At 62.1% G+C, this 26,376-nt stretch carries 25 protein-coding genes; 10 read left to right on the forward strand and 15 right to left on the reverse strand.

The genetic code is table 11. From position 1 onward, the window contains the following. Position 1 precedes the first annotated feature (1 nt). From CHB73_RS00510 to CHB73_RS00520, 3 genes are read right to left on the reverse strand one after another with little or no spacing between them, the layout of a single operon-like run. Positions 2 to 529, reverse strand: coding sequence for a KdsC family phosphatase (locus tag CHB73_RS00510; protein WP_089270982.1), 528 nt, complete (start codon positions 527 to 529; stop codon positions 2 to 4). Then, positions 522 to 1,340, reverse strand: coding sequence for a 3-deoxy-8-phosphooctulonate synthase (kdsA, locus tag CHB73_RS00515; protein WP_089270985.1), 819 nt, complete (start codon positions 1,338 to 1,340; stop codon positions 522 to 524). The genes CHB73_RS00510 and kdsA overlap by 8 nt, the downstream gene beginning before the upstream one ends. 1 nt (position 1,341) lies before the next feature. Then, complete coding sequence (locus CHB73_RS00520) at positions 1,342 to 2,982, reverse strand: CTP synthase (RefSeq protein ID WP_089270987.1); 1,641 nt, start codon at positions 2,980 to 2,982, stop codon at positions 1,342 to 1,344. 131 nt (positions 2,983 to 3,113) lie between these two features. Between CHB73_RS00520 and CHB73_RS00525 the strand changes: the two genes are divergently transcribed. Together CHB73_RS00525 and CHB73_RS00530 are read left to right on the forward strand one after the other, a co-directional pair. Beyond that, positions 3,114 to 3,923, forward strand: a complete 810-nt coding sequence (locus CHB73_RS00525) for a phosphoribosylformylglycinamidine synthase subunit PurQ (protein ID WP_089272211.1) — start codon at positions 3,114 to 3,116, stop codon at positions 3,921 to 3,923. A gap of 4 nt (positions 3,924 to 3,927) precedes the next feature. Further along, entirely contained in the window at positions 3,928 to 4,431 is a 504-nt protein-coding gene (locus tag CHB73_RS00530; RefSeq protein WP_235641452.1) for a nucleoside deaminase, read from the forward strand. 165 nt (positions 4,432 to 4,596) lie between these two features. Here the strand turns inward: CHB73_RS00530 and CHB73_RS00535 are convergent, their stop codons facing one another. The 4 genes from CHB73_RS00535 to CHB73_RS00550 all read right to left on the reverse strand — a co-directional run bounded on the left by CHB73_RS00535 (position 4,597) and on the right by CHB73_RS00550 (position 8,102). Next, the gene (locus CHB73_RS00535) at positions 4,597 to 4,830 is read right to left on the reverse strand and encodes a hypothetical protein (RefSeq protein WP_089270989.1); all 234 of its coding nucleotides are present in this window, start codon (positions 4,828 to 4,830) and stop codon (positions 4,597 to 4,599) included. A gap of 15 nt (positions 4,831 to 4,845) precedes the next feature. Then, positions 4,846 to 6,384: a 2,3-bisphosphoglycerate-independent phosphoglycerate mutase gene (gpmI, locus tag CHB73_RS00540; RefSeq protein ID WP_089270991.1), complete on the reverse strand. Its 1,539-nt coding sequence runs from the start codon at positions 6,382 to 6,384 to the stop codon at positions 4,846 to 4,848. Further along, positions 6,384 to 6,791, reverse strand: a complete 408-nt coding sequence (rsfS, locus tag CHB73_RS00545) for a ribosome silencing factor (protein ID WP_235641453.1) — start codon at positions 6,789 to 6,791, stop codon at positions 6,384 to 6,386. Before rsfS ends, gpmI begins: the two co-directional genes overlap by 1 nt. 75 nt (positions 6,792 to 6,866) lie before the next feature. Beyond that, positions 6,867 to 8,102, reverse strand: a complete 1,236-nt coding sequence (locus CHB73_RS00550; protein ID WP_089270993.1) for an anion transporter — start codon at positions 8,100 to 8,102, stop codon at positions 6,867 to 6,869. A gap of 334 nt (positions 8,103 to 8,436) precedes the next feature. On the opposite strand from CHB73_RS00550, the gene CHB73_RS00555 reads away from it, so the two are divergent. From CHB73_RS00555 to CHB73_RS00565, 3 genes are read left to right on the forward strand one after another with little or no spacing between them, the layout of a single operon-like run. Then, positions 8,437 to 9,744: a phenylacetate--CoA ligase family protein gene (locus tag CHB73_RS00555; protein ID WP_089270995.1), complete on the forward strand. Its 1,308-nt coding sequence runs from the start codon at positions 8,437 to 8,439 to the stop codon at positions 9,742 to 9,744. A gap of 46 nt (positions 9,745 to 9,790) precedes the next feature. Beyond that, the gene (locus tag CHB73_RS00560; protein ID WP_089270997.1) at positions 9,791 to 10,222 is read left to right on the forward strand and encodes an ACT domain-containing protein; all 432 of its coding nucleotides are present in this window, start codon (positions 9,791 to 9,793) and stop codon (positions 10,220 to 10,222) included. A gap of 54 nt (positions 10,223 to 10,276) precedes the next feature. Further along, entirely contained in the window at positions 10,277 to 10,633 is a 357-nt protein-coding gene (locus CHB73_RS00565) for an Hpt domain-containing protein (RefSeq protein WP_089270999.1), read from the forward strand. Between the two features lie 74 nt (positions 10,634 to 10,707). On the opposite strand, the gene dapB is transcribed toward CHB73_RS00565, so the two are convergent. From dapB to uvrB, 4 genes are read right to left on the reverse strand one after another with little or no spacing between them, the layout of a single operon-like run. Beyond that, positions 10,708 to 11,499 (reverse strand): 4-hydroxy-tetrahydrodipicolinate reductase, encoded by a 792-nt coding sequence (gene dapB, locus CHB73_RS00570; RefSeq protein WP_089271001.1) that lies wholly within the window; start codon positions 11,497 to 11,499, stop codon positions 10,708 to 10,710. A gap of 14 nt (positions 11,500 to 11,513) precedes the next feature. Then, positions 11,514 to 13,904: an NAD-dependent DNA ligase LigA gene (ligA, locus tag CHB73_RS00575; RefSeq protein WP_327438354.1), complete on the reverse strand. Its 2,391-nt coding sequence runs from the start codon at positions 13,902 to 13,904 to the stop codon at positions 11,514 to 11,516. After that, the gene (locus tag CHB73_RS00580; protein WP_089271003.1) at positions 13,901 to 14,938 is read right to left on the reverse strand and encodes a potassium channel family protein; all 1,038 of its coding nucleotides are present in this window, start codon (positions 14,936 to 14,938) and stop codon (positions 13,901 to 13,903) included. Before CHB73_RS00580 ends, ligA begins: the two co-directional genes overlap by 4 nt. After that, complete coding sequence (uvrB, locus tag CHB73_RS00585) at positions 14,939 to 16,951, reverse strand: excinuclease ABC subunit UvrB (protein ID WP_089271005.1); 2,013 nt, start codon at positions 16,949 to 16,951, stop codon at positions 14,939 to 14,941. A gap of 88 nt (positions 16,952 to 17,039) precedes the next feature. Here uvrB and CHB73_RS00590 point away from each other — a divergent pair, with 88 nt between their 5' ends. Further along, the gene (locus CHB73_RS00590) at positions 17,040 to 17,531 is read left to right on the forward strand and encodes a hypothetical protein (protein ID WP_089271007.1); all 492 of its coding nucleotides are present in this window, start codon (positions 17,040 to 17,042) and stop codon (positions 17,529 to 17,531) included. A 36-nt stretch (positions 17,532 to 17,567) separates the two neighbouring features. Here CHB73_RS00590 and CHB73_RS00595 read toward each other — a convergent pair whose 3' ends face one another. Continuing rightward, complete coding sequence (locus CHB73_RS00595) at positions 17,568 to 17,942, reverse strand: fluoride efflux transporter FluC (RefSeq protein ID WP_089271009.1); 375 nt, start codon at positions 17,940 to 17,942, stop codon at positions 17,568 to 17,570. Positions 17,943 to 18,013: 71 nt separating this feature from the next. Here CHB73_RS00595 and CHB73_RS00600 point away from each other — a divergent pair, with 71 nt between their 5' ends. The 4 genes from CHB73_RS00600 (at position 18,014) to aat (ending at position 22,044) form a co-directional block, all read left to right on the forward strand. Continuing rightward, positions 18,014 to 18,592 carry a class IV adenylate cyclase gene (locus tag CHB73_RS00600; RefSeq protein ID WP_089271012.1) on the forward strand — a complete coding sequence of 193 codons (579 nt, stop codon included), beginning with the start codon at positions 18,014 to 18,016 and terminating at the stop codon, positions 18,590 to 18,592. Positions 18,593 to 18,675: 83 nt separating this feature from the next. Further along, on the forward strand, positions 18,676 to 18,987 hold the full coding sequence (locus tag CHB73_RS00605) for an ATP-dependent Clp protease adaptor ClpS (protein WP_089271014.1): 312 nt from the start codon (positions 18,676 to 18,678) through the stop codon (positions 18,985 to 18,987). A 4-nt stretch (positions 18,988 to 18,991) separates the two neighbouring features. Next, complete coding sequence (clpA, locus tag CHB73_RS00610) at positions 18,992 to 21,355, forward strand: ATP-dependent Clp protease ATP-binding subunit ClpA (protein ID WP_089271017.1); 2,364 nt, start codon at positions 18,992 to 18,994, stop codon at positions 21,353 to 21,355. Beyond that, positions 21,352 to 22,044, forward strand: coding sequence for a leucyl/phenylalanyl-tRNA--protein transferase (gene aat, locus CHB73_RS00615; RefSeq protein ID WP_089271019.1), 693 nt, complete (start codon positions 21,352 to 21,354; stop codon positions 22,042 to 22,044). The genes clpA and aat overlap by 4 nt, the downstream gene beginning before the upstream one ends. Here aat and CHB73_RS00620 read toward each other — a convergent pair. The 3 genes from CHB73_RS00620 to CHB73_RS00630 are packed head-to-tail and all read right to left on the reverse strand — an operon-like array spanning position 22,041 to position 26,250. Beyond that, positions 22,041 to 23,117, reverse strand: coding sequence for a protein-glutamate methylesterase/protein-glutamine glutaminase (locus CHB73_RS00620; protein ID WP_089271021.1), 1,077 nt, complete (start codon positions 23,115 to 23,117; stop codon positions 22,041 to 22,043). The genes aat and CHB73_RS00620 overlap by 4 nt on opposite strands. 30 nt (positions 23,118 to 23,147) lie before the next feature. Beyond that, positions 23,148 to 24,035 (reverse strand): CheR family methyltransferase, encoded by an 888-nt coding sequence (locus tag CHB73_RS00625; RefSeq protein ID WP_179216828.1) that lies wholly within the window; start codon positions 24,033 to 24,035, stop codon positions 23,148 to 23,150. Positions 24,036 to 24,039: 4 nt separating this feature from the next. Then, on the reverse strand, positions 24,040 to 26,250 hold the full coding sequence (locus CHB73_RS00630; protein WP_179216829.1) for a chemotaxis protein CheA: 2,211 nt from the start codon (positions 26,248 to 26,250) through the stop codon (positions 24,040 to 24,042). Positions 26,251 to 26,376: the final 126 nt, after the last annotated feature.

Here is a 26,376-nt window from a genome sequence, read left to right on the forward strand (position 1 = left end):
ATCATCTCCACTTCTCCCAGGCCGCATCGTACTGTCCGCGGCAGCGCAGGAGGAACATCACGGCCTCGCGTACGGCTCCGTGGCCGCCGGGGCGCGTGGAGACCCATCGGGCCAGGGCCAGGATTTCCGGCTGCGCGTTGAGCACGGCCATGGGCAGCCCCACGGAACGCATAACGCCCGCATCAACCCAATCGTCGCCAAGGTAGGCGACTTCGGCGCGTTCCAGCCCCAGCCGCCCGCAGATGCCATCCACCAACGGCGCCTTGTCCACGTGCCCAGCGTGGTATTCGGCGATGCCGAGCTCGCGAACCCGTTTTTCCACCGCGCCATGGTTCAGGCCAGTGGTGACGGCGACATCCAACCCAAAGGATTGTGCAATTTTGATTCCAAGGCCGTCTTGAACGTTGAAGCGCTTGGAGACACGGCCCTCATGGTCGTAATACAGGCCGCCATCGGTGAGCACTCCGTCAACATCCAGAACAAGGAGCTTGATGCCCGCTCCAAGGCGCGCAATGTCCGCTTCAGACACTGGGCACGCTCCATATGGCGAGCAGACGCTTCAAAAGCGGCTCCAGTTGCGAAAGAGGGAGGCTGTTCGGGCCATCGCACAAGGCGCAGTCCGGATCCGGATGCACCTCCATGAACACGCCCGAAGCACCGGCGGCCACTGCCGCGCTTGCCAGGACGGAGACATATTCGCGCTGTCCGCCCGAACAGCCTCCCTGCCCTCCCGGCAACTGGACGGAATGGGTGGCGTCGAAGACCACCGGCGCGCCGAAGCCCCGCATGATGGGAATCGAGCGCATGTCCACCACAAGATTATTATAGCCGAATGAGGCCCCGCGCTCCGTGAGCCAGAACCGTCCGTTGCCTGTGGAGCGCAACTTTTCGCAGGCGTTTTTCATGTCCCAGGGGGCAAGGAACTGCCCCTTTTTGACGTTGACGATGCGCCCCGTTTCAGCGGCCGCCACAAGCAGATCCGTCTGCCTGCACAAAAAGGCAGGAATCTGCAGCACGTCGGCCACCTCTCCCACGGGCGCAGCCTGTTCCGGCAGATGGATGTCCGTCACCACGGGCAGGCCTGTGGTCTCGCGCACCTCGGCCAGCCACGTGAGCCCCATGTCCAGCCCAGGTCCACGGAAGCTCGTCACCGAGGTCCGATTGGCCTTGTCGAAAGAGCTCTTGAAGACGATGGGCAGCCCCAGTCGCTCCGAGATGGCGGCGAGTTCCTTGGCCACATCAAGTGCCAGCTGGCGGCTTTCGAGCACGCACGGTCCGGCCAGCAGGAACGGCCCGGCCAGGCTTTTGGCGTACAATGCCGCGCTGTCGGTGCAGCTCATGCTACTTTCCCTGCGCGTAGGCGAACCCGGCGGCGATGAATTCGCGGAAGAGCGGATGCGGCTGCATGGGGCGCGACTTGAACTCCGGATGGAACTGGCAGCCCAGGAACCAGGGATGTCCTGGGAGCTCTACGATTTCGACAAGCTCTTCGTCCGGGGATGTGCCGGAGAGCACCAGCCCGGCCTTTTGCAGAGCATCGGCGTACTTTTTGTTGAATTCATACCGATGGCGGTGGCGCTCCTCGATGCGGGGCTCGCCATAGGCAGCCAAGGCCTTTGTTTCCTTGACGAGCTTGCAAGGGTACGAGCCCAGGCGCATGGTTCCGCCCTTGTTGGACTCTTCGTTGCGCTTCTCGACCTTCTTCTTGCGGAAGTCATACCACTCGGTCATGAGGTAGATGACCGGATCTGGCGTGAACTCGTCGAATTCCTGGGAATTGGCCTTTTCAAGCCCCAAGACATGTCGCGAGAATTCGATGACCGCGCACTGCATCCCCAGACAGATGCCAAAGAACGGCACCTTGTTCTCGCGGGCGTATTTGATGGCCAAAATCTTGCCCTCGATGCCGCGCGAACCGAAACCGCCGGGCACAAGGATGGCGTCCAGGGTCTTGAGACGCTTCTCCACATTCTTGGCGGTGATCTCCTCGGAGTTCACGTACTCAAGCTCCACGGACACCTCATTGGCCACGCCGCCGTGAATGAGGGCCTCGTGCAGACTCTTGTAAGCCTCCTTCAAATCCACGTACTTGCCCACAATGCCAACGCGCACCTTGCCTTTGGGGTTCTGGATGCGGCGGTTCAGCTCCTTCCAGGGATCAAGCTCAGCGTTCTTGGCCGGCAGCTTGAGCAGGATGGCGATCTTCTGGTCCACGCCCTCGCGATAGAACTCAAGGGGAACCTCGTAAATGCTCTTGACGTCAATGGCGGAGAACACGGCGTCGCGGTCCACGTCGCAGAAAAGCGCAATCTTGGCCTTCAGGTCATCGGGCAGGGGCACCTCGGAACGACAGAGAATGATGTCGGGCTGGATGCCGATGGCGCGCAGTTCCTTGACGCTGTGCTGGGTCGGCTTGGTCTTGAGCTCCCCTGCGGCGCGCATGTAGGGCACCAAAGTCAGGTGCAGAAACAGCACGTTCTCCCTGCCCAAGTCATTTTTGAGCTGGCGAATGGCCTCCAAAAACGGCAGGCCCTCTATGTCGCCCACAGTGCCGCCGATTTCGATGAGCGCCACGTCCTCGTCATTCTTGGCCACGTTGAGCACCGCATGTTTGATTTCATCGGTGATGTGCGGAATGACCTGCACGGTACCGCCCAGGTAGTCGCCGCGGCGCTCCTTGTTGATGACGTTCTCGTATATGCGCCCGGAGGTGTAGTTGTTCTCCTGGCCCATGTGGATGTTCAGATAGCGCTCGTAGTGGCCCAGGTCGAGATCGGTCTCCGCACCGTCCTCGGTGACGTACACCTCGCCATGCTGGAAGGGGTTCATGGTGCCGGGGTCCACGTTGATGTACGGGTCGAGCTTCTGAATGGTGACCTTGAGGCCGCGTGCCTGTAGCAGCGCGCCTATAGACGCGCCGGCCAGCCCCTTGCCCAGGGACGAGAGCACCCCGCCGGTGATGAAAATATACTTGGTCTTCATGCAAACACCCCTTCAAGTCTGCTGTGGTTCAATCGCCGCGTGTTGACTGCGCGCGTCCGCACACGTATTCTTTCCGTTTGCGGGCCCGAAAAAACACTCGGCCCCCGCGCCATCGCCGCAGGAGGATGTTCATGGCCCGCGTCAAAGCACTTGTTCTTACCGGATACGGCACCAATTGTGAACAGGAATCCGCACACGCTGCCCGGCAATCCGGCGCAGACGAGGCGGACATCGCCTATTTTTCCGATATCTCTTCCGGACATGTCCGCATGGAGAATTACAATTTCCTCATTTTCCCCGGCGGGTTCCTGGATGGCGACGATCTGGGTTCGGCACAGGCGGCGGCCTTGCGCTGGCGTTTCGCCAAGACGGCAAATGGAGAGCCCGTCATTGAACAGTTGCGCGCCTTCTTCGAAAAAGGCGGCATCATCCTGGGCATCTGCAACGGTTTCCAACTCCTGGTGAAGCTTGGGCTGCTGCCCGCAATTGGCGGCAAGTACTTCGAGCGCCAGGTATCCATTTCGCACAACGATTCCGCCCGCTATGAGGACCGCTGGGTGACCTTGAGGGCCAACCCCTCCTCGCCCTGCGTGTTCACAAAAGGGGTGGACGTGCTCGCCGCCCCGGTGCGCCACGGCGAAGGCAAGATCGTGCCGCTTGACCAGGCCACGCTGGACGCACTTGAAGCCGCCAACCTTGTGGCCCTGCGCTACATAGACCCGGAAAGCGGCCTGCCCACCATGGACTATCCGCTGAACCCCAACGGCGCGGCCAACGCCATCGCCGGGCTCACCGATCCCTCTGGCCGCATTCTGGGCCTTATGCCGCACCCGGAGGCCTACAACCACCCCTGCAACCATCCCGGTTGGACACGTGGCGAAGGTTCGGCCCTCGGCCTGATTTTGCTGGAGTCCGGGGTGCGGTACCTGAAGAACCTTTAGGCCCATGCGCCCGGCCCCCACCCCTCCAGCCCTGCCGCCGGGCCATGCCGCTGGCCAGACCTGGCGGAGCATGATGGCCGAAGCCTTTGACGAGGCATGCCTGGCTGCGCAGGAAGGCGAAATCCCCATCGGGGCGGCCCTGTTCGACGCGAAGGGTGAACTGCTGGCTCGCGCCCGCAACCGCAACATATCCCTTTGCGATCCCAGCGCACACGCGGAAATCCTCTGTCTCCGCGAGGCTGGCGCCATGCTTCGCAACCATCGCCTCACGGGAAGCGTGCTTGCGGTGACCCTTGAGCCCTGCCTCATGTGCGTTGGCGCCCTGTTGCACGCCCGCGTGGCCGGTATCCTGTTCGCCGCGGCCGACCCCAAGGCCGGCGCACTGACTTCCAACCTTGACGGCGCAAACCTTCCTTTCGCCAACCATCGGCCATGGGTCATCCAAGGCGTGCTGGCCGAGGACTGCTCCGCCCTGCTCAAACGCTTCTTTCTCGCCCGCCGCAAATAGCCCTCACACATGAGAACAGCTTTCCGCCTTATGAATTTGCGACTAGAGAAAGTATAGATATTTTCTACATATTGATTTTCCATAAAAAAATTTGATTCGCTTGTGGACAAAAAAAGGCGGCGCACCTGCAGATGCACCGCCCGGAGTGGAATCGTAAGGCCGAAGTTAGAGAAAATCCGGATCGATTGCAGCCTTGCCGCCAGCAAGCATGATCTTGAAGTACCGCAAAGCGCGGTCGTCCACGGGGACGATGGGAAAGGTCTTGCGGCAGGAATCGCACTGGGCCATGGCTGGCCGGGTTGGGGCGATGAGGGTGACCTCGCGGCCGCAGTGCGGGCATTGGTACAGGAAAATGATCTCCATTCCAGCCGGGCGGACCGGGGTGATGGGCTTGGTCATTCGCGTTCCCCGCCCTTACGCCTTATTGGCGAAGAGGCATTCGCCGGTCATGGCGGCGGGTTGGTCCAGGCCAAGCGTGGCCAGGATGGTTGGGGCGATGTCGCCCAGCTTGCCGGGCCGCAGGTTCCGGCCGCCCGAAGGATCGGCGTGGAGCAGCGGTACGGGGTTGGTGCTGTGCGCGGTCTGCGGGCCGCCTGTCGCATCAAGCATTTCTTCGGCGTTGCCATGGTCGGCTGTGAGGAACACCTGCCCGCCATCGGCCAGGAAAGCGTCCACAAGTCTGCCCACGCACTCGTCAACCACTTCGCAGGCGGCCACAGCGGCAGAAATGACCCCGGTGTGGCCCACCATGTCCAGGTTGGCCAGGTTGCACACGCACAGGTCGAATGCGCCCCGGCGCTCTAGCAGGGCCTGGGTCACCTCACGCGCGCTCATTTGCGGCTTCAGGTCGTAGGTGGCCACGTCACGCGGTGAGGGAATGAGCGCACGCTCTTCGCCGGGAAGCGGCTCCTCCACGCCACAATTCAGGAAATAGGTTACGTGCGCGTACTTCTCGGTCTCCGCAATGCGCAATTGCCGTAGCCCCTTTTCGCTCGCCACCTGTCCCAGAAAGCCCTCCATGGACTGGGGGCCGAAGGCCACAGGCATGGGAAAGCCGGACTCGTAACGGGTCATCGTAGCAAAGGCCGACAGGGCGGGTACTGTCGGCCGTGAAAATTCCTTGAAGTCCTGCTCGAAGAACGCACGACAAAGCTGCCGAGCGCGGTCGGCACGAAAATTAAAGAAAAACAGGGCATCGCCATCGCCTATAGTGCCAATGGGGGCATTGGCCTGATCGACAACGATGCGCGGCTTCACGAACTCGTCGGTCTCCCCGGCGGCATAGGCCTGACGGATGGCCTCCGTGGCGGAGTGGACCGCCACGCCCTGACCGCTGGCCAAGGCCGCATAGGCGGGCTCGTTGCGTTCAAAGTGCTTGTCGCGATCCATGGCATAGTAGCGGCCGGTGATCGTGGCGATGCGCCCAACGCCAATGGCGTTGAGCTTGGCCTCCAGCGCCCGCACATACCCGCCACCGCTCGAGGGCGACGTGTCCCGGCCATCGAGAAAGGCGTGGACAAACACTTCGCGCACGCCCTGCGCCTTGGCCAGGGCAAGCAAGGCGTGGATGTGGTTCTGGTGGCTGTGGACCCCGCCGTCGGACACGAGCCCCATGAAATGCAGACGACCGCTTCCAGCCTTGGCCTTGGCGCACAGGTCAAGCAGCACAGGGTTGGCGGCGAACTCGCCGTTCTCGATGGCGATGTCGATGCGGGTCATGTCCTGGTACACGATGCGCCCGGCTCCGATGTTCATGTGCCCCACCTCGGAGTTGCCCATGAAACCGTCGGGCAGCCCAACGGCGCGGCCCGAACAGGCGAGGCTCGTGTGGGGATAGCGGTCGAACAGCCTGTCGAGATTGGGGGTCTTGGCCAGGGATACGGCGTTGCCAGGCCCGCCTGGGGCAATGCCGAAACCGTCGAGGATGAGCAGAAGCGTCGGGATGGCGGACATCAGTCCTCCAGGTCGGCTGCCGAAACGCGGCCAGCGGGAGCGTCCACGCGCCGACCTTCGGCCCAAAGCCCCTCGATGTTGTACATGCGGCGCATATCCTCTTGGAAAATATGCACGATGACATCGTTCAGGTCCGCCAGAATCCAGGTGCCGGCATCGTAGCCCTCAACGCCGAAGGACACGAGCTTGCGATCCTTCACCGCATCCATGACGGCGTCCGCCAAGGACTGGGCATGGCGCTGTCCACGCGCCCCGGCGATGATGATATTCTCGGCTATGGGGCACAGGCCGGAAACGTCGAGCACCACGATGTCCTCGGCTTGCTTGTCGTCAAGCAGCGCGGCGAGCATTTGGCTCTTTTCCGGAGTGGGCATTGCGGGAACTGTCGGATTTGCTTTTTTCTTCATGATTCCTCTGGCCGCAAGGGCGGCGGTGTGCTTGCCGCGCTTTGTAGCGGAATCGGCGCGGGAGCGCAATGCGCCCTACCCTGCGGCCACCTGCAGGCTGGTCCAGCGCAGCCACAGCCACAGGGCCGCACATGCGAAACTGACCAGGGTGACGGGCACTCCCACCCGCAGGTGCCGTCTCCAGGTCATGAAGACCCCCATGCGCGCAGCCTGTTCGGCCACGATGAGGTTGGCGATGCTGCCCAGCAGGAACAGGTTGCCCGCAAGCGTGCTGACAAGGGCCAAAAGCAGTTTGTCCTGGGGAGAGGCGCAAACGGGCAACAGCAGCATCACTGCCGGAACGTTGGAGATGACGTTGGAAAGCCCGGCGGTCAAGGCGAAGAGCCACACCGGTTGTTCGGGTGCCACGCCAAGGCCGCGAAGGCCCGCGAACATGTCCCCCAACACTCCCACCTCCGCCACGGCGTGGTTGACCACGAAAAGGCCGAGGAACAGCAACAACAGCTGCCAGTCCACCAGCGAGAACACGGCCTGGGATTCGGTTTTACGGCTCAGCAGGACGAATCCCCCCACGGTGAGCGCCACCACCTCGCGCGGAACGTCCAGCCAAAGAAACCCGGCCAAGGCGGCGGCCATGAGCAGGCATCCCTTGGCTGTGGGCCATGCCCGAAACTCCACAGCCGGAGCGGGCGCGCTGTGGCGCTCAAGATTCCAGTCGCCGCGATGCACGTATGCAATGACGCCCCAACCGGCCAGAAGGGAGGCCGTAACCGGAGGCAGCGCGTCGAGAAGAAACGCTCCGAAGGGCAATCCCCCTACTTGGCCAATGAGCATGTTCTGCGGGTTGCCGATGAGCGTGGCCGCTGATCCGATGTTTGATGAACAGGCCAGGCCAAGCAGAAACGGCATGGGGTTCAGCCTGCGGCGCAGACAGCCCTCGACGAGGATAGGCGTCATGGCCAGACATACGATGTCGTTCACCAACACGGCCGAAAGTGCCCCCCCGGCGGCCATGACCAGCAAAAGCAGCCAAGGCGCGGGGAGGTCGGCCTTCGCGATGCGACGCGCCATGAAGGTGTAGAACCCGCCCAGACGGAGCTGCGCGGACACGAGCATGAGGCCGAAAAGCAGGCTCATGGTCGGCATGTCGACGCTGGCCCAAGCCTGACGTGAGTCAAGCACGCCGAAGGCGAGCAAGGCCACGGCGCCCAGCACGGCGATTCCGGACCGGTTCACCGCGAGGCCAGGCAATCCTCCGAGCACCATGCCAACGTATACCACGGCGAAAACCACCATCACGATGTTCTGCATCCTTTCCTCCACTTCCGCGACAGTCCGGTTATGCGCTGCCGGGCTAGGCATTTCAAGCATCCAGCAAGGCAGCCATTTCATCGGCCTTCCTTGACGGCCAAAAGGGATTCGGGCAAAGGATTTCTCATGCTGAATCTTTTGCACAGTCTGGCCCGCAGCCACCGGCCCGGCTCATAGACTGCATGCATCCGTGGCGCGGTTTGGCGGGGCAAAGCGCGACCCCCAGCCCACGGAATGCAACAAATGGTACCGCTGTCGCGGGTGGTTGCCCGCTTCACCCGAACGCGCACACGCAGCTCGCCCCTGCGAGACCTCTCCCGAAGGAGGACAGGCCATGATTTTTGACGTGGAACACGAAACCATGCCGCGCGAGGAACTGGAAGCCCTCCAGCTGCGCCGCCTGCAGAGCGTGGTGGCCCGCGTGTATGAGAATGTGCCTTTTTACCGCAAGAAACTTGACGAACGCGGTGTAAGGCCAGAGCACATCCAGAAGCTCTCCGATGTGACGCTGCTGCCTTTCACTGAAAAGCAGGATTTGCGCAACCACTATCCTTTCGGCCTTTTCGCCGTCAGCCGCGAAAACATCGTGCGGCTGCACTCCTCCTCCGGCACCACGGGCAAGGCGACGGTCGTCGGCTACACCAAGCGCGACATTAAGAACTGGGGGCATATGGTGGCCCGCTGCTTGGCCGCGGCCGGTGCCACCAGCGGCGACTTCATCCATAACGCGTATGGCTACGGACTGTTCACCGGCGGCCTGGGTGTGCATTACGGCGCAGAGGAACTCGGAGCCACCGTGATTCCCATCTCCGGAGGCGGCACGCGCAGGCAGGCCATGATTCTGCGCGACTTCGGCGCAACGGTCATCACCTGCACGCCCTCCTACTCCCTGCACCTGTACGAAGCCGCCAAGGAAATGGGCATCGACATCAAGGAGCTGCCCTTGCGGATCGGCATCTTCGGGGCTGAGCCGTGGACAGACTCCATGCGCGCGGAAATCGAAGGCAAGCTCGGCATCACCGCCATCGACATCTACGGCCTGTCGGAGATCATGGGGCCTGGGGTGGCCATTGAATGCGCCCGCGTGAAAAACGGTCTGCACATCCAGGAGGACCACTTCCTGGCCGAAATCATCGACTCTGAAACAGGCGAGCAGCTGCCGCACGGCGAAAAAGGCGAAATTGTCTTCACCACGCTCACCAAGGAAGGCATCCCGCTCTTGCGGTACCGCACCCGCGACATCAGCCGCCTGAATACCGCGCCCTGCCGTTGTGGTCGCACCACGGCGCGCATGGAGCGCGTCACCGGCCGCAGCGACGACATGCTCATCATCCGCGGCGTCAACGTGTTCCCCTCGCAGATCGAGACCATTTTGCTGGAAACCGATGGTCTTACCCCGCACTACCAGCTCATAGTGGGCCGCGAGGGCACGCTGGACACCATGGAGGTGCGCGTGGAAATCGACGAGGCCGTATTCTCGGACCAGATCAAGAATTTACAACGCCTTGAATCCAAGATAGAAAAGAACATCAAGGAGTTCCTGGGCGTCACCGCCAGGGTGAAGCTTGTGGAGCCAAAGAGCATTGAGCGCAGCGAAGGCAAGGCCAAGCGCATCATCGACATGCGCAAGCCTCAGGCATAGCGCTCCGCGCCACCGGACACGAGCACCACAACCAAGCGAGGACATCATGAAGGTCGATCAGCTCTCCATCTTCCTGGAAAACCGCGCCGGTCGCCTGGCCGAGGTCACCCGCATCCTGGCCGACAGCGGCGTCAACATCCGCGCCTTGTCCCTGGCGGACACCTCGGACTTCGGCATCCTGCGGCTCATCGTCTCGGACTTTGAAAAGGCAAGGGAGAACCTGAAGGCCGGCGGCTTCACCGTGGGACGCACCACCGTCGTGGCCGTGGAGGTCACCGATCAACCCGGCGGCCTCAACAACATCCTGCAAATGCTGCGCGACGCAAAAATCAACGTCGAATACATGTACGCCTTCGTCACACAGGCCGGAGCGAACGCCATCATCATCTTCCGCTTCGACCGCACCGACCAGGCCATCGAACTGTTGCAAAAAAGCAACATCTCCATCGTTCCCGGAGAAAAGTTGTACAGGATGTAACGAAACGAGAGGGGGGGGCCGAAGGGTTCCCCCTTTCTTTCTCACGGAGCCGCCATGCCCGATGATCAGCCTCCTCCCATCAACCGTGAATGGCTGAAGCGGATGCGCGAGAATAAACCAGCGCTGCTCCATGAATTGTGCGCAATGTTCCTCAAGGACGAGCCGGAACGCATCAAGACGATCCGTTCAGCCGTGGAAACCGGCGACCTTGAGCTCGCCCGATACCATGCCCATTCCCTGAAGGGGGCCGCAGCGGTCATGGGCATGGCCGCCCTGTGCGACGCGTGCCGTGATGTGGAGTATGCCGCGCGCGATGCGCAAGCGGACGTGCTGCCAGTGCGCTTGGAGCGACTGGATCGCGCGGCCAAGGCTGTGTGCGACGCGATGCGCGTCGAACTTCCGCAAACGTAATTTCTGAGCATAGGCACGAAAAACGCCGGACCTCCAGCGGAAGCCCGGCGCGTTGATCCTGTGCAAAGAGGGCGCTACAAAAGGTCGCCAATGTCGTAGAGCCGCCCAGGCTTCTGCCTGGCCAGCCACTTGGCGGCGCGCAGGGCGCCCTGGGCGAAGTTTTCGCGTGAATGCGCCCGATGCGTGATTTCGATGCGCTCTCCTGGCCCGAAGAAATAGGCCGTATGGTCGCCCACGACATCGCCTCCGCGCACGGCCATGACTCCCATTTCCTTTTCCGGCCGCTCGCCCACAATGCCGTCGCGGCTATGGCGCTTGACCTCGTCATACACCCATCCGCGAGCCTGAACCATGCACTCCGCCAATTTGAGGGCCGTTCCGCTGGGCGCGTCCTTCTTCCGGCTGTGATGAATCTCGACCATCTCCATGTCATAGGCCGGGCCGAGCATGCGCACCAACTGGGGCAGAATCTTCAGGAGCACGTTGACGCCAAGGCTCATGTTCGGGGCCAACAACACGGGAGTTTCCATCGCTGCCTCCCGTATGGTCGCCAACTGGTCCGGCTTGAGTCCCGTGGTGCCGATGACGATGGGGTTGCCGTGCCGCTTGCACACGCCCACATGCTCAACCGTGGCCTCGGGAGAGGTGAACTCCACCACGACCGCGCGCGGCGACTGTGGCAACACCTCGTCCAAATCGGCGGAGAGCTGGCAATCAAGGCGCTCCAATTCGTCCAGCCGCTCGGCGCGCTCAATGACGGCCTTGAGGTGCAAATCCGGGTCGTTCTGCGCCATGCGCACCAGGGTGCCGCCCATGCGGCCGCAGCCGCCCATGACGATGATATCGGTGATGAGATCAGTGGCCATTGCGTCCTCCAAAATTAGGGGGTCGTTATTCCATGTTGGCGGAGCATATCGAAAAATTGCGGGATGTCCAGAATCGCCACGCCAAGCTGTCTGGCCTTGTCGACCTTGTGCGCCGTGGCTTTATCGCCCGCAACCAGCATGTCCAGCCTGGCGGAAACGCTCGACGACTTCGTCGCGCCCAGGCTCTCCAGCCACTGCTCTGCCCTCTTGCGGGGGATGTCGGCGGCAATCTTTCCGGTAATCAGAAAACTTTTCCCCTCCAGGGGAAGACCGGAAGCCTGCCCCGGCTGGCTCTTGGGCCACAGGCCAAGGGTCTTGAACCGCTGGAGCATGGCCTGGTTCCCCGGATTGGCGAAATAGGCGAGAATGCTCTCTGCGACCTTTGGCCCAACATCCTTGAGCCGCATAAGCTCCGTCTTGTCCGCGGCCGCCAGTTCGTCCAGATCGCTGAAGCGACGGGCCAATTCCTTTGCCGTCTGCTCGCCCACCTGCTCTATGCCGAGCGCGGCGATGAAGCGGGCCAGGGTCGCGCCCGTGCGCGCCTGTTCGATGGAGTTGACGAAGTTCTCCGCGCTCTTTGCGCCCATACGCTCGAAGCGTTGCAGGCTTTCGGTGTTGATCCGGTCAGAGTCGAACAGATCGGCCGGGGATTCCAGCACACCGGACTGAGCCAGCCGCTCGATCCACCTCTCGCCCACTCCGTCCATGTCCAGCCCGGCTTTGGATACGAAATGGACGATGCCGAGCACCACCCGGGCGGCGCAAGCGTGGTTGGGACAGTAAGTGATTTTGTCCTCTGCCACCACCTCGCTGCCGCAAACGGGACACAGGGACGGAAAAGCGAAAGGCGGTCGCGAAAGATGTTCCGAGGCGTTCCGATCAAGCACCTCGGCAACCTGCGGGATCACATCGCCTGCGCGTTGGATGACCACCCTGTCGCCCACTCGCGCATCAAGCCTGGCAATGTGGCTCGCGTTGTGGAGCGTTGCGCTGGAGACCACCACTCCTGCCACACGCACGGGATCAAGCTCCGCCACGGGGGTCAGCACCCCTGTTCGGCCGACCTGGATGTTTATGGCCAAAAGCGTGGTCGGCACTTGCTCTGGTGGAAACTTCAAGGCCAGGGCCCAGCGGGGGGCGCGCGCGGTCTGTCCAAGCAGCCGTTGCACGGCCACACGGTTCACCTTGGCGACAACGCCATCGATTTCAAAAGGAAGCAGATGCCGTCTGGCTTGAAGATCCAGGTAGAAACCCGCAACCTCCTCCGCCGATGTACAGACTCTGGCTTCCGGCGCGGTGGCCAGCCCCAGGCTCGCCACGCCGCGCATGATCTGCTCCTGTGTGCCCCAGCCAGGGTCGCCGCCATCGGGCCACTGTGTCCGCCCGATGCCATAGGCCATGAACCGCAGCGGCCGCGACGCCACCACATTCGGGTCCAATTGGCGGATTGAACCCGCAGCGGCGTTGCGCGGGTTGGCGAACGGCTTCTGCCCCGCACGCTCCTGCTCCGCGTTGAGAGCCTCGAAATCCTTCACGGCCATCACCACCTCGCCGCGCACATCAAGCACCTGCGGCAGGGACGATCCAGTGGCGAGCAGCCTGCCGCGCACGCTGGGCACCATGCGCAAATTGGCGGTCACATTCTCGCCAGTCTCGCCGTCGCCACGGGTGGAGCCTACAACGAAACCGCCATCTTCGTAAGTAAGTTCGCCTGCCAGGCCATCCATCTTGGGCTCAACCCAGAACTCGGACAGTGCGGCGATGGGGTCCGGGCCGATTTCGGCCGCAATCCCTCGCAAACCGGGGAGACTCCGGCCTGTTTGGGCGTGGGATTCCAAGCCGGGAAGTCCGAGAAGACCGCCCGACCAATGAGACCCTTGCCCCGGCCTGCGCGGGCACAGACGCAACACGCCGTCGAAGAGGGCGTCCCAGCCAGCCCCGGAAAGCAGGGTCGCGCCGATGAGCGCGCGCACCTTGGAAGCCAGGTCCTTGCGTACGTCCTTTCTGGGGTCGCCCCCTGTGACGAAGGGGCGACCGAACGCCGCCTCCATGTCCGCAAGGGCGACCTCGGCCAGTGCGTCCCGAAAGGCGTTCACCAGCTTGGTTTCCGCAAACTCGCGCCATTCATCCAGATTCATGGCGTTGTCCAGGGAAAGCATGGGCAAGGCGTGCCGGTGGGCCTCGAAACCTTCGGCGGGCGTGCCGCCTACCCGACGGGTCGGGGAATTGGGATCATCGAACTCCGGGTACTCGCCCTCAAGACGGGCCAGCTCACGAAATGTTGCGTCGTACTCCGCATCGGATATTTCCGGGCTGTCGAGCACATAATACCTGTAATTGTGGTGCTCCAGCTCCTGGCGCAGTTCCAAAACACGTTCCCGCATCGTTGCTTTGCCCTCGCTCACAAATGCTCTCCGATGCGTTGCAGTTCCGATGGCCGCCCCAGACTGATGAGGGTGTCGCCGCTGCGCAGTTCCTCCCTCGGCCCAGGGTTGAACACCAGTTGCCCATCCTCCCGCTTGATGGCGACCACAATGAGGTCATAGTCCTTGCGGATGTTCGAATCCATCAGTGAGACGCCCACGTAGCGGGAGCCCGGAGTGATGACGAGCTGCTCCAGTTGCAGGTCGATATTCCCGCGCACAGCCAGATCGAGAAAATCCGTCACGGTCGGGCGTAGCACGGTATGGGCCATGCGCACCCCGCCGATGAGGTGCGGCAGCACGACCCGGTCGGCCCCGGCGAACTCCAGCCGGGTGATGTGCGAGGCGTTGTTGGCGCGCGCAATGATGGAAATCTTGGGATTCAGCTGCCGGGCCGTGAGGGTCACGTAGACGTTGGCCGCCTCGTCCGTAAGGGCGGTGACGATGGATTTGGCGCGCTGGATCCCAGCGTCGATCAGCAACGCATCGTTGGTGGCGTCGCCCTGCAGGTGCATGATTCCATCGCGTTTGAGCTGCTCGACAAGCTCCGGATCGTGTTCGATGACCACGACATCCGGGCTGACCTTGAGGATCTCCTGGACCACCACGCCGCCGATGCGCCCGAAACCGCAGATGATGTAGTGGTTCTCAAGCCTGTTTATGCGCCGCTGCACTTTGCGCCTCCACAAAAGATTGTGCAGGTGCCCGTCAACAAGCATCTGCGAAAATGACCCGACGATGTACGCGAAGTTGCCGACGCCAAGGATGATGATGCCTGAGGTGAGCAGCCTGGCCCGGTCGGACAAGGGTTGGATTTCGCCAAAGCCCACCGTGGAAAGCGTGATGACCACCATGTAGAAGCTGTCGACGAACCCCCAGCCCTCGATGAACATGTACACGCATACGCCGCCTGCGAATATGCAGGCCATGAGCACCAGCCCCAACAGGAACTGGAAAAGCGGGCCCCACTTGTCCTTGAGGGCGCGTAGACGAGTGATGTCAACCAAGGTGGCCATTCAGTCTCCCAATTGCAACAGCCGCTCGCGCAAGGCCAGCACCCGGTCACGCAGTTCCGCCGCGCGTTCGAACTCCAACTCTTTGGCGGCTTCGCGCATGGCCCGCTCAAGCTGGCCGATCTCTTTTTTCAGACGTTTGGGATCCAGTTCACGCAACAGATCGTCTGGAGCGGCCGCACTGGCGTCCTGCCCCTCGGGAACGGCGTGGGCCGCAAGTGCGCCAAGGATGTTGTCCAGCCCCTTGGTGATGGTCTTGGGTACGATGCCGTTCTCTTTGTTGTACTCAAGCTGCTTTTCTCGTCTGCGTGCCGTCTCGTCAAGGGCTGCGCGCATGGAAGGCGTAACGGAGTCGGCGTAGAGCAACACCCGGCCTCCGACATTTCGCGCCGCCCGGCCAAAGGTCTGGATGAGCGAACGCGTGCTGCGCAGGAAGCCCTCCTTGTCCGCATCCAAAATGGCAACAAGGGAAACTTCCGGAATGTCCAATCCCTCGCGCAAAAGGTTTATGCCCACCAGGACATCGAACTCGCCCGCGCGCAGGGCCTGAATGATGGCCATGCGCTCCAGGGTCTCCACGTCCGAGTGCAGATAGCGGGCATGTACCCCCATCTGGTTCAGGTAGTCGGTCAGATCCTCGGCCATGCGCTTGGTGAGGGTGGTCACCAGCACGCGCTCGCTCTTAACCACGCGTGCCTTGCATTCGCCAAGAATGTCGTCCACCTGGCCCGCCACCGGGCGGATGTCCACCTCCGGATCGACAAGGCCGGTGGGCCGGATCACCTGCTCCACCACCAGCCCCTGGCTGCGCTCCAGTTCCCAGGGGCCGGGCGTGGCCGAAATGTACACGGCCTGCCCCAGGCGCTGCTTGAACTCCTCGAAGTCCAAGGGCCGGTTGTCCAGGGCGCTGGGCAGACGGAAACCGAAATCGACGAGCGTGCTCTTGCGGGAAAAATCGCCATTAAACATGCCGCCCACCTGGGGGACGGTGATGTGGCTTTCGTCGATGAAGAACAGGAAGTCGTCCGGGAAATAGTCGATGAGGGTTGCGGGGGGCTGCCCTGGAGCGCGGCCGTCCAGGTGGCGGGAGTAGTTTTCGATGCCGGTGCAGTAGCCCAGCTCCTCGATGGTCTCCAGGTCGAACATGGTTCGCTGCTCCAGGCGCTGGGCCTCCACAAGCCGCCCCTGGGACGTGAACTGGGCCAAGCGCTGCTGCAACTCGTCGCGGATGGCGTCCGTGGCGCGCTTGAGGTTGTCCTGGTCCGACACGTAGTGGCTGCCGGGATAGATGACCGTCTTGCGCAAAACGGCAAGCACCTGGCCGGTCAAGGCATCGGTCTCCTGAATGCTCTCGATCTCGTCGCCGAAAAAGGTGAGACGCAGGGCCTTTTCCCGGCTGTAGGCCGGGATCAGTTCCAGGGCGTCTCCGCGGACGCGAAACGACCCGCGGTGGAAGTCCATGTCGTTGCGCTCGTAATGCACTTCCACCAGCCTGCGGATAAGCTCCTCCATGCCCAACTGCTGCCCGGTCTCCACCGGAATGATCATCTTTGCGTAGTACTCCGGACTTCCCAGGCCGTAGATGCAGGACACGGAAGCCACAATGAGCACGTCGCGCCGGGTAAGCAGGGCGTGGGTGGCGGCGTGGCGCAGCTTGTCGATGTCGTCGTTGATGGAGCTGTCCTTCTCGATGTACGTGTCCGAGTGCGGCAGGTAGGCTTCCGGCTGGTAATAGTCATAATAGCTGACAAAATACTCGACTGCGTTGTGCGGGAACAGCCCCTTGAACTCGTTGAAGAGTTGGGCCGCCAAAGTCTTGTTCGGGGCCAGGACAAGCGCCGGGCGATTGAGCCGGGCCACGAGATTGGCCACAGTGAAGGTCTTGCCCGATCCGGTGACGCCGAGCAGCACCTGATCGCGCACCCCGGCAATGATGTTCGCCTCAAGCTCATTGATGGCTTGCGGCTGGTCGCCCCTGGGGACAAAATCGCTCACCAGTTCAAAAGATGTGCGCATCGCATCCGCTCCGCTTCCAGGATATGCCCTTGTGCCGACTGGACGAAAGGGCTACATTGCGTTCACGAAATTCGCCGGAGGCTTGCCCATGGACATTACGCTCATCGCTCCAGATCGTCCCCTGCCCATTGACCGCGCCTATGCCCTCTCCATGACCATAAAAAGCTTCAAGGGCCGCCGCGATGTCGAAGTGCACCTGTTCCGCAGCGCCTGGGACCCGGAGGAAGAGGAAGCTGTGGACTGGGACAAGCTCCTCGCCGCGCAAAACATGAGCGAGGCCCCGGAAGCGTCCGGCAGCCGCCATGTGGTGCTTGAAGCCCTCACGGTCGAAGAACGCGACAAGGCCGTGGCCTACCTCAAGGAGCATTATGCAAGCCGTCTCTCTGGCGTCTTCAGTGCGCCGATTCCCTTCCCCGTGCCCATCGGCCTTGTGGCCCTTTCCGACCTGACAGAGGGCAAAAGCATCGGCTTCATCCATTTCGAACGTATTCCGCACTTCAATCTTGGCTTTGCCTTGCGCGGGTTCTACGATTTGGCCCAGCACGCCCCCATCGTGGGAACCGAAAGCAACGCCGGGTAGGCGTCTCTGCCCGCCTGCCGGACGGAAGGAATTGCCCTAGAAAAATCTGCCAAGTGCCAGTCCGGCCACCATGCACGCCACGCCAAGCGCGGTCTGCCCGGCCAGGTTGATCCCGGCAGAAAGCCACTGCCCGTGCTGCATGAGGGCGACGGACTCGAACATGTAGGTGGAAAACGTGGTGTACGCGCCCATGAACCCGGTCAACGCATAGAGGCGCAGTTCCCCCGGCAGGCCGCTTCTGCTTTCCACTATTGCATACACGAACCCGAAAAACAGGCAGCCACTCACGTTCACCACGAAGTTGCCGAGCGGAAACGCCTCGCCAGCCAAACGCTGCACCACCCCGCCGAGCCAGAATCTGGCCAATGTGCCAGCGGCCCCGGCCAAGCCAAGCACCAGGTGCTTTTGCATCATTACTCCTTTGTGCGCCTTGCGGCGCGATGCGAACCCTAGCAGCAGGCGTTCAGGGAGAAAAGTGGAAAATGGGCATTGAAACCGAGTTGAAATTCATCGACGCCGACCATGTCGCGCTGCGCGCGCTCCTGGCCGAACAGGGCGCTACGCCCCACGGCGCTGGGTTCGAGTCCAATGTTGTGTTCGACGATCCCAGTGGTGGGCTCAAGGCGAAGGGCATCCTGCTGCGCCTGCGCGAATTTTGCGGACGCCACATCCTTACCGCCAAAACCCCGGTCAATGCGCCAGGACCGGCCAAGACCTGCCGCGAAGACGAAACCGAGGTGACCGATGCCGTGGCGACTTCCGCAATTTTCGCCGACTTGGGCCTCATCCCTGCCCTGCGCTACGAAAAATTCCGGGAATCATGGTCGTTTATGGACTGCGAGGTCTGCCTGGACACGCTTCCATTTGGGCGATTTGTGGAGATCGAGGGCGGGGAACAGGATATTCTCGCCTGTGCGGCCGCGCTGGGTCTGGACCTGGACAAGGCCAGCCGCGAAACCTACCATGAGCTCAACCGGCAGTGGCGTCTGTGCACCGGCCTGGCGCCCGACCCCTCCTTTGTGTTCGATGAAGCCTCCCGGAGGGAGCTTGGCCTGGGGTGACGCGCCCCCCCTCGACAAACGCCGCCAAATTGCTATGATGTAGGACATGTGGAAAACCCCCAGCGGCAGGATGCATTGAGACCATGAGCGGATCAACGGAAACCAGGCAGGCTCCTGGCCTGGACTTCGAAAGCGAGACGCGGGAGCCGAGGCGCTACAAGGTGCTGCTCCACAACGACGACTACACCACCATGGAATTTGTGGTGCATGTGCTCAAGCGCGTGTTCCACAAGGCGGAGCCGGAGGCCATGCGCATCATGCTGGCCGTGCACAAGCAGGGACTTGGCATGTGCGGCGTGTACACGGCGGAGGTAGCCGAAACCAAGGTGGACACGGTTCACACCATGGCCAAGGCCGCAGGGTATCCACTGCGGGCCAGCCTTGAGGAGGTTTGAGGTCATGTTGAGCAAGGGGCTTGAAGCCGTACTCACCAGCGCGTTCCACGAGGTCCGCCGCCGCCGCCATGAATACCTGACCTTGGAGCATTTGCTGTACGCCATGATCCACGAACCAGTGGGCAGCAACATCCTGGATGCCTGCGGGGCGAACGTCGAGAGGCTGCGTAGCCAGCTCGAAGGATTTTTCCGCGACCATATGGACGCCCTGCCCCCGGATGCCGACACCGAGGTGGTGCAGACGTTGAGCGTACGGCGCGTGATGCAGCGGGCCGTGTGGCAGAAGGAATCCTCCGGCAAGGATCTTGTGGAGGTCGGCGACGTGATCGCGGCGATGTTCGAGGAAGAGGATTCCTTCGCCGTGCACTTCCTCACTTCCCAGGGCGTCTCGCGCCTGGACGTGCTGGAATACATCTCACACGGCCTGCGCGATCCCGACGGCATGGAGACCAAGCGGGACGAGGGCTTCGGCCCTGGGGATGACCCCCTTGAGCGTCCTGCCCGGCATCAGGACGGACCGCAACGCAAAAGCGCCCTTGAGGAGTTCACCCGCAATCTGACGGCCAAGGCCCGCGATGGGGAGATCGATCCCATCATCGGCCGCGCGGCCGAACTGGAACGCATGGTCCAGGTGCTGGCCCGCCGCCGCAAGAACAATCCCATTCTTGTGGGGGAACCTGGGGTGGGCAAGACCGCACTCGCCGAGGGCTTGGCCCTGCTCATCGCCCAGGGACGCGTCCCCTCCCAGTTCGCCGAGGCCAAGGTCTTCGCCCTGGACATGGGCGCCCTTCTTGCCGGCACCAAGTACCGCGGCGACTTTGAAGCCAGGCTCAAGGGCGTGCTTGCCGAACTCAAGCGCGAGCCGGGAGCCATCCTTTTTGTCGACGAAATCCACACCATCGTGGGCGCTGGCTCCGTGTCCGGCGGCAGCATGGACGCCTCCAACATCCTCAAGCCGTTCCTGGCCTCTGGCGAGGTGCGCTGCATCGGCTCCACCACCTTCGAGGAATACCGCAACAACTTCGAGAAGGATCGCGCGCTTTCCCGTCGCTTCCAGCGCATCGACCTTGTCGAGCCCAGCGTGGACGAAACCGTTGAGATTCTGAAAGGCCTCAAGCCCTACTACGAAGACTTCCATGGCGTGGTCTACACGCCCCCAGCCCTGCGTTCCGCGGCGGAACTGTCCTCGCGCTACATCACGGAGCGTTTCCTTCCGGACAAGGCCATAGACGTGCTGGACGAGGCCGGTGCGCAGTTCAAACTCTCCCCGCGCAAGAACCCGCGCATCACCGTGCAGGACGTCGAGCGCGTGGTGGCCCGCATGGCGCGCATCCCGGCCCGACGCCTCAGCGGCTCCGACAAGGACCGTCTGCAAGGCATGGAAGAGGAGGTAAAGCGCGTGGTGTACGGCCAGGACCAGGCCGTAAGCACCCTCTGCAAGGCGATACGGCGTGCGCAGGCGGGCATGAAGCAGCCGGGACGCCCTCTTGGCGCGTTTTTGCTCACCGGCCCCACAGGCGTGGGCAAGACGGAGCTTTCCCGGCAGTTGTCCAGCGTCATGGGGGTGCGCTTCCTGCGCTACGACATGAGCGAATACATGGAAAAGCACGCGGTCTCCCGGCTCATCGGCGCGCCTCCCGGCTATGTGGGCTTTGATCAGGGTGGGCTGCTCACCGAGGCGGTGCGCAAAACGCCGCACTGTGTTGTGCTGTTCGACGAGATCGAAAAGGCCCATCCCGACGTGTTCAACATCCTGCTGCAGGTGATGGACTACGCCACATTGACCGACAACACCGGACGCAAGGCCGACTTCCGCCATGCAATTGTGCTCATGACCTCCAACGCCGGAGCGCAGGAGTTGGCCAAAGGCGGCATGGGCTTTTCCCGCAACGCGCAAAGCGATTGCAAAAGCGGTTCGATCAAGGCCGTGGAGCGGCTCTTCAGCCCCGAATTCCGCAACCGTCTGGACGCCATCGTTCCCTTCCAGGCTCTGAGCCGCGAGGTCATGCTGCTTGTGGTGGACAAGCACATCCGCGAGTTGAACGCACAGCTCAAAGAACGCAAGGTGGAGTTGCACCTCACCGAGGCGGCGCGGGTTCGGCTCTCCGTGCTTGGGTACGACCCGGCCTACGGAGCGCGGCCAATGGCCCGTGTCGTTCAGGCGGAGCTCAAGGACGCCATTGCGCCGGAACTGCTCTTCGGGAGTCTGCAAAAGGGCGGAGTCGTTCTGGTCGACCTTGCGCCAGGAGTTGACAGGGAAGCCCCGGTCAAGAATCGCGGCGTTCCAAGCGGCGAGAGTTCGGGCGATTTCGTGTTCGCCTATGCGCCGCACGAGGCGCGGGCGGTGGAACCGGCGCTGGCCCAGTGACCATCTACCGGCTCTTCGACCAGCCGGTGTTTCCGGACCCCGAAGAGTCCGACCCGGACGGTCTGCTGGCCATCGGCGGGGACCTCTCCCCGAGGCGGCTCGTCACGGCCTATTCCCTGGGCATCTTCCCCTGGTACGCGGAGGGATCACCCATTCTGTGGTGGACGCCCGATCCGAGGCTTGCGCTCATTCCCAGCGAACTCCATGTGCCGAAAAGCCTCAGGCGCGTGCTCAACTCCGGCACGTTTCGCCTCACCCTCGACACGGCCTTCGCCCGCGTCATCCGCGCCTGTGCGCAGACCAAACGTCCGAACCAGGAAGGCACCTGGATCGTTCCGGACATGGTGCTGGCGTACGAGAAACTGCACAGCCTCGGCATTGCCCATAGCGCGGAGGTCTGGCGGGACGGGGAACTGGTGGGGGGCCTCTACGGCGTGGCCCTTGGGGGCGCGTTTTTCGGGGAATCCATGTTTCACGCCGAACCCAACGCGAGCAAGGCCCTGTTCGTCACCCTGGTGCGCTGGCTCCAGTCACGCGGCTGCGAATTGATCGACTGCCAGCAAACCACAGCGCATATGCTGCGTTTCGGCGCACGCGAGCTGCCGCGCAAGGCGTTTCTCGAAAGGCTGCGCAAGGCATTGCGCTCCGATGCCCTGACGGCCCCCTGGGGCCTGGAGACAGGCATCTAGTCGCGACAGGACCGGACCACCTCCGCCGCAATGGTGGCAAGCGGCAACACCTTGTGCACGCCCCCGTGCTTGATGGCCTCCTGCGGCATCCCGAAGACCACGCAACTGGCCTCGTCCTGTGCGATGGTGTAAGCTCCGGCATCAAACATTTCCCGCATTCCCTTGGCGCCGTCGTCGCCCATGCCGGTCATGATGACGCCGACAGCGTTCTTGCCGGCATACCTCGCGCCGGAGCGAAACAAGACATCAACGCTGGGGCGATGCCGAGAAACAAGCGGACCGTCTTTCACTTCCACATGATAGCGTGTTCCGCTGCGCTTGAGCAGCATGTGCCTGCTGCCGGGCGCGATAAGCGCCTGGCCGCGCAGCAAGGTGTCATTGTCCTTAGCCTCGCGCACGTTGATGCGACAGATGCCGTCCAAACGCTTGGCGAAAGCCGCGGTAAAATGCTCGGGCATGTGCTGCACCACGGCTATGGCCGGGCTATCGTGCGGCAAAGCCTGCAAAAACGTGAGTAATGCCTCGGTCCCGCCGGTGGAAGCACCGACCAGCACGACCTTTTCTGTGGTCCGAAAGTGGTTTGCCCCGGGCTGGGCCTTGGCGAGCATGACGTCAGCGTCGAGCTTCGGAGTCACCTTGAAGGAGGAAGCGCCGGAACGGAGCTTCAGCTTGGACTGGGCGGCGGCACGCACCGCATCAAGGATGCGGATGCGCGATTCTTCCAGGAATTGTTTGGTTCCAACCTTGGGCTTCGTGATGATCTCCACGGCCCCGTATTCCAGCGCGCGGAAGGTGGTCTCGTCGCCCTCCTCAGCCAGGGACGAGCAGATCACAACGGGAATGGGATGCTGGCTCATGAGCTTGCGCAAAAACGTCAGCCCATCCATGCGCGGCATCTCGATATCAAGGGTAATGACATCGGGAACCACTTCGCGCAGTTTTTCCGCCGCGACAATAGGATCCGCTGCTGCGGCCACAACCCTGATGTCCGGGTCGGACTGCAATATGTCGATGAGGGTCTGACGCACCAGGGCGGAATCGTCCACGACCAGGACGTTGATGGGCCTGCCCACTTTCAAGCTCCTCCGCTTGCTCGCACGGTTTTATGTCCTTCTGTATACCGTTGGTGCTACTGGTTCAAGGGGCAGATTCATTCCGGTCAGGCTTTCGGAATGGCCGATGAACAGAAACCCGCCGGGTGCAAGCTTACGGCAAAAACGGGTAAAGAGCCGCTCCTGGGTCGGCCTGTCGAAATAGATGACGACGTTCCGACAAAAGATGATGTCAAGCTGGTGCTCAAGACTGAAATCCTCCATGAAATTCAGCCTGCGGAAGCGCACATTGGCTCTTGCCTCCGGCCCTATGCGCACCAGCCTGCGGGAGCGATCCTTGCTGCGCAGCAGATAGCGCTTGCGATACTCCAGAGGTACGGGCCCGATCTTGGATTCCGGATACACCGCGCGCACGGCCATGCGCAGCACCTGGGTACTGATGTCCGTTGCGAGGATATTGAACGAAAAACCCGGGCTCACGCGTGCATATTCCGAAAGCACCATGGACAGGGTGTAGGGTTCCTCCCCGGAGGAGCAGCCGGCACTCCAGACATGGACTCTCTTTCCAGAGCCGCCACGGTCGAAGAGAGTGGGCAGCACATGGTCCAGAAGCAACCCGAAGTGTTTCGGTTCACGAAAGAAATCTGTTGTGTTCGTGGTCACGACATCCACAAGGTTCACAAGCTCTTCGTCCATGCCTTGCGGACTGAAAAGGTAGCTGCAATATTCCTCGTGGCTCTCCATGCAGAGCTCACGCAAGCGCTTCTGGAGCCGCGCCTCAAGAAGCGTCTTCTTGGACGAGGGCATCTTGATGCCAAGCTCGGCCTTGATGAATTCGCTCAGACGTTCGAAAATGCGGTTGTCCATGCGCGCAAGGCCAAGGCCTTCCGTCTTGGGCTGGCCCCCTGGAGCCGCTGTCTTTACGGGTTGCCGGGGCATGGCCTCAGTCCGCGGCCTCGGCCGCAACGGAACGCACCAGTCGTGGCACGTCGAGAATTAGCGCCAGACTGCCGTCCCCCTTGATGGTGGCGCCGGAAATGCCTTCAACATCGCGGTAGACGCGCCCAAGGCTCTTGATGACCGTTTGATGTTCACCAATCACGTGGTCCACGACAATGCCCACGCGGCGTCCCTCGACCCCGGTGATGACGATCTGTTCGATGTCCGGCGGCTGGCCTTCGATTTCGAACCAACGCCGCAGGCTGATGTACGGCACCAATTCGCCGCGCAGGTTGATGATGCGCTTGCGTCCGCTGGGATCGACATCCTTTTGGTGCAATTCGACGCACTCCTCAACCAGGGAAAGCGGGATGACATAGAAGCCATCGCCCACTTGCACCTGCAGGCCCTCGATTATCGCCAGGGTCAACGGCAGGCGGATGGTGATGGTGGTGCCACGGCCTGGTTCGCTGGCGATCTCGATGGCCCCACGAAGCGAGTCGATGGCCTTGTGGACGACATCCATTCCCACCCCGCGGCCGGAGATGCTGGTGACCTTGGCCGCAGTGGAAAAGCCGGGAAGAAAGATGAGCTTAAGGGCCTCCTTGTCCGGGAGCTCTGCATCCGGTCCGATGAGCCCTTTTTCCACGGCTTTGCGGCGGATGGCGTCAGGGTCCATGCCTTTACCGTCGTCGGTGATGCGGATGAGCACCTCGGAACCGGAATGCTCCGCCTCAAGCAGAATAAGGCCCTGGGGGCGCTTGCCTGCTGTTTTGCGCTCCTCTGGCATGTCGATGCCATGATCGATGCTGTTGCGCAACAAATGCACCAGCGGGTCGCCAAGCCGCTCAAGAACGGTTTTGTCCAGCTCCGTCTCCTCGCCGCGGGTCACCAACTCGATTTCCTTGCCCAGTTCGGCGGAGAGGTCGCGCACCAGGCGGCGGAATTTGCTGAAGGCGGATCCGATGGGCAGCATCCTGATGCCGAGGGTGCTGTCGCGCAGGTCCGCGCTCAGTCGTTCCAACTGTTCCGCCAAAGCCGTAAGCTGGGAATCGCCGCGCTCGGACACGATCTGGGTTATCTGCGCCTGCACAATGACCAGCTCGCCCACAAGGTCGACAAGGGTGTCGAGCTTGTCCGCAGCGACACGAAGGCTGTTGACGCCGTCCCTGGGCATGGACTTGGGCGCCGCCTCGCGTGGCGGAAAAGCCGCCTGCGTGGATGCGGGAGCAGCACAGGTCTGGGGCTTGGGGGCAGGCTGGGCTTGCGGTGACGACGGGCCAAGCTCCGTCGCGGTCGAATCCCCTGTCCCAGAGCCCTCTGACGGTGCAGTCAAAAGAGGGTGCTGGGGCTGAACAGACTCTCCGGCGTCTGCGCTGCCGGTCTGCATCCCTGGTCCGGAATCAAAAGCTTCCGCTGCGGCGGAATCCGTAACAGGCTGCAGATCAACATCCAGGTCGATATCGGCGAAGAAAAACAAATCGAGAATTTGAGACTGAGCCGCTGTTGTTGTGAGCAACGCCTCCCAGCTCAAGTACAGATTCTGGGGATCAAGTTGAGAGAGATCAGGAAGAGCGGAGTCGTCCATGCGCAGTCGGCATTCTCCAAGTCCGTGGAGATCATCGAATATGGGCTGGAGATTCAACTCTTTGCCGACCTTGGGGTCACGTGGGCGGATGCGAATGCGATACGTAACGGGGACATCGTCCGGTTGGCCGCAACAACCCGAATCTTGCCCAGACGTTGACAGGTCTGGGTCGGCGATCATCGATGGCGGCACGGCCGTATCCACGGTTCCGGTCGAATCCGTGGCGCTTGCGGGCTGCTGGGACAAGGGGTCAAGCAGTCCTTGCAGCTCCACGTGGATGGCCTGTCCGCGTTCTGGGCTGCCGTTGCCCAATTCGTCCACTCCGTTCAGCAGGCCGAGGATGTGATCGCGAGCGGCGAAGGCTGTGCTGACGAGTTCCCGGCTGATGTGCAATTCCTCGTTGCGGACCTTGTCGAACACGCCCTCGATGGCATGGGTGAAATCCGCAATTTCATCAAACCCGAACATTGCGCCGGAACCCTTGATGGTGTGCAGAGCCCTGAACACCTGGTTCACAAGATCCATGTTCAGCGGGTTTGCTTCCAGTTCAAGCAGCGTGGACTCAAGTTCCGCCAACAGATCAAGCGCTTCTTCCCGAAATATGGCGCGGCTTTCGTCGTCGGACATCACATCAGGCTCCTCATGGCGGCTCCCCGGTCCCGGGTGACATGCAGTTCGGGCGCCGGTCGCAACCCTTCACAGGACACAGGGTCAGGTCCGTTCTGCTCGCATCGTGGCGGCAACCCGGCACTT

The organism is Humidesulfovibrio mexicanus (genome assembly GCF_900188225.1).
GTDB lineage: Bacteria > Desulfobacterota > Desulfovibrionia > Desulfovibrionales > Desulfovibrionaceae > Humidesulfovibrio > Humidesulfovibrio mexicanus.

Coding starts and splice junctions, on each gene's coding strand:
- kdsA (WP_089270985.1), bottom strand. CDS start 1,340: ATGAGCTGCACCGACAGCGCGGCATTGTACGCCAAAAGCCTGGCCGGG.
- CHB73_RS00520 (WP_089270987.1), bottom strand. CDS start 2,982: ATGAAGACCAAGTATATTTTCATCACCGGCGGGGTGCTCTCGTCCCTG.
- CHB73_RS00525 (WP_089272211.1), top strand. CDS start 3,114: ATGGCCCGCGTCAAAGCACTTGTTCTTACCGGATACGGCACCAATTGT.
- CHB73_RS00530 (WP_235641452.1), top strand. CDS start 3,928: ATGCGCCCGGCCCCCACCCCTCCAGCCCTGCCGCCGGGCCATGCCGCT.
- CHB73_RS00535 (WP_089270989.1), bottom strand. CDS start 4,830: ATGACCAAGCCCATCACCCCGGTCCGCCCGGCTGGAATGGAGATCATT.
- gpmI (WP_089270991.1), bottom strand. CDS start 6,384: ATGTCCGCCATCCCGACGCTTCTGCTCATCCTCGACGGTTTCGGCATT.
- rsfS (WP_235641453.1), bottom strand. CDS start 6,791: ATGAAGAAAAAAGCAAATCCGACAGTTCCCGCAATGCCCACTCCGGAA.
- CHB73_RS00550 (WP_089270993.1), bottom strand. CDS start 8,102: ATGCAGAACATCGTGATGGTGGTTTTCGCCGTGGTATACGTTGGCATG.
- CHB73_RS00555 (WP_089270995.1), top strand. CDS start 8,437: ATGATTTTTGACGTGGAACACGAAACCATGCCGCGCGAGGAACTGGAA.
- CHB73_RS00560 (WP_089270997.1), top strand. CDS start 9,791: ATGAAGGTCGATCAGCTCTCCATCTTCCTGGAAAACCGCGCCGGTCGC.
- CHB73_RS00565 (WP_089270999.1), top strand. CDS start 10,277: ATGCCCGATGATCAGCCTCCTCCCATCAACCGTGAATGGCTGAAGCGG.
- dapB (WP_089271001.1), bottom strand. CDS start 11,499: ATGGCCACTGATCTCATCACCGATATCATCGTCATGGGCGGCTGCGGC.
- CHB73_RS00580 (WP_089271003.1), bottom strand. CDS start 14,938: ATGGCCACCTTGGTTGACATCACTCGTCTACGCGCCCTCAAGGACAAG.
- uvrB (WP_089271005.1), bottom strand. CDS start 16,951: ATGCGCACATCTTTTGAACTGGTGAGCGATTTTGTCCCCAGGGGCGAC.
- CHB73_RS00590 (WP_089271007.1), top strand. CDS start 17,040: ATGGACATTACGCTCATCGCTCCAGATCGTCCCCTGCCCATTGACCGC.
- CHB73_RS00595 (WP_089271009.1), bottom strand. CDS start 17,942: ATGCAAAAGCACCTGGTGCTTGGCTTGGCCGGGGCCGCTGGCACATTG.
- CHB73_RS00600 (WP_089271012.1), top strand. CDS start 18,014: ATGGGCATTGAAACCGAGTTGAAATTCATCGACGCCGACCATGTCGCG.
- CHB73_RS00605 (WP_089271014.1), top strand. CDS start 18,676: ATGAGCGGATCAACGGAAACCAGGCAGGCTCCTGGCCTGGACTTCGAA.
- clpA (WP_089271017.1), top strand. CDS start 18,992: ATGTTGAGCAAGGGGCTTGAAGCCGTACTCACCAGCGCGTTCCACGAG.
- CHB73_RS00625 (WP_179216828.1), bottom strand. CDS start 24,035: ATGCCCCGGCAACCCGTAAAGACAGCGGCTCCAGGGGGCCAGCCCAAG.
- CHB73_RS00630 (WP_179216829.1), bottom strand. CDS start 26,250: ATGTCCGACGACGAAAGCCGCGCCATATTTCGGGAAGAAGCGCTTGAT.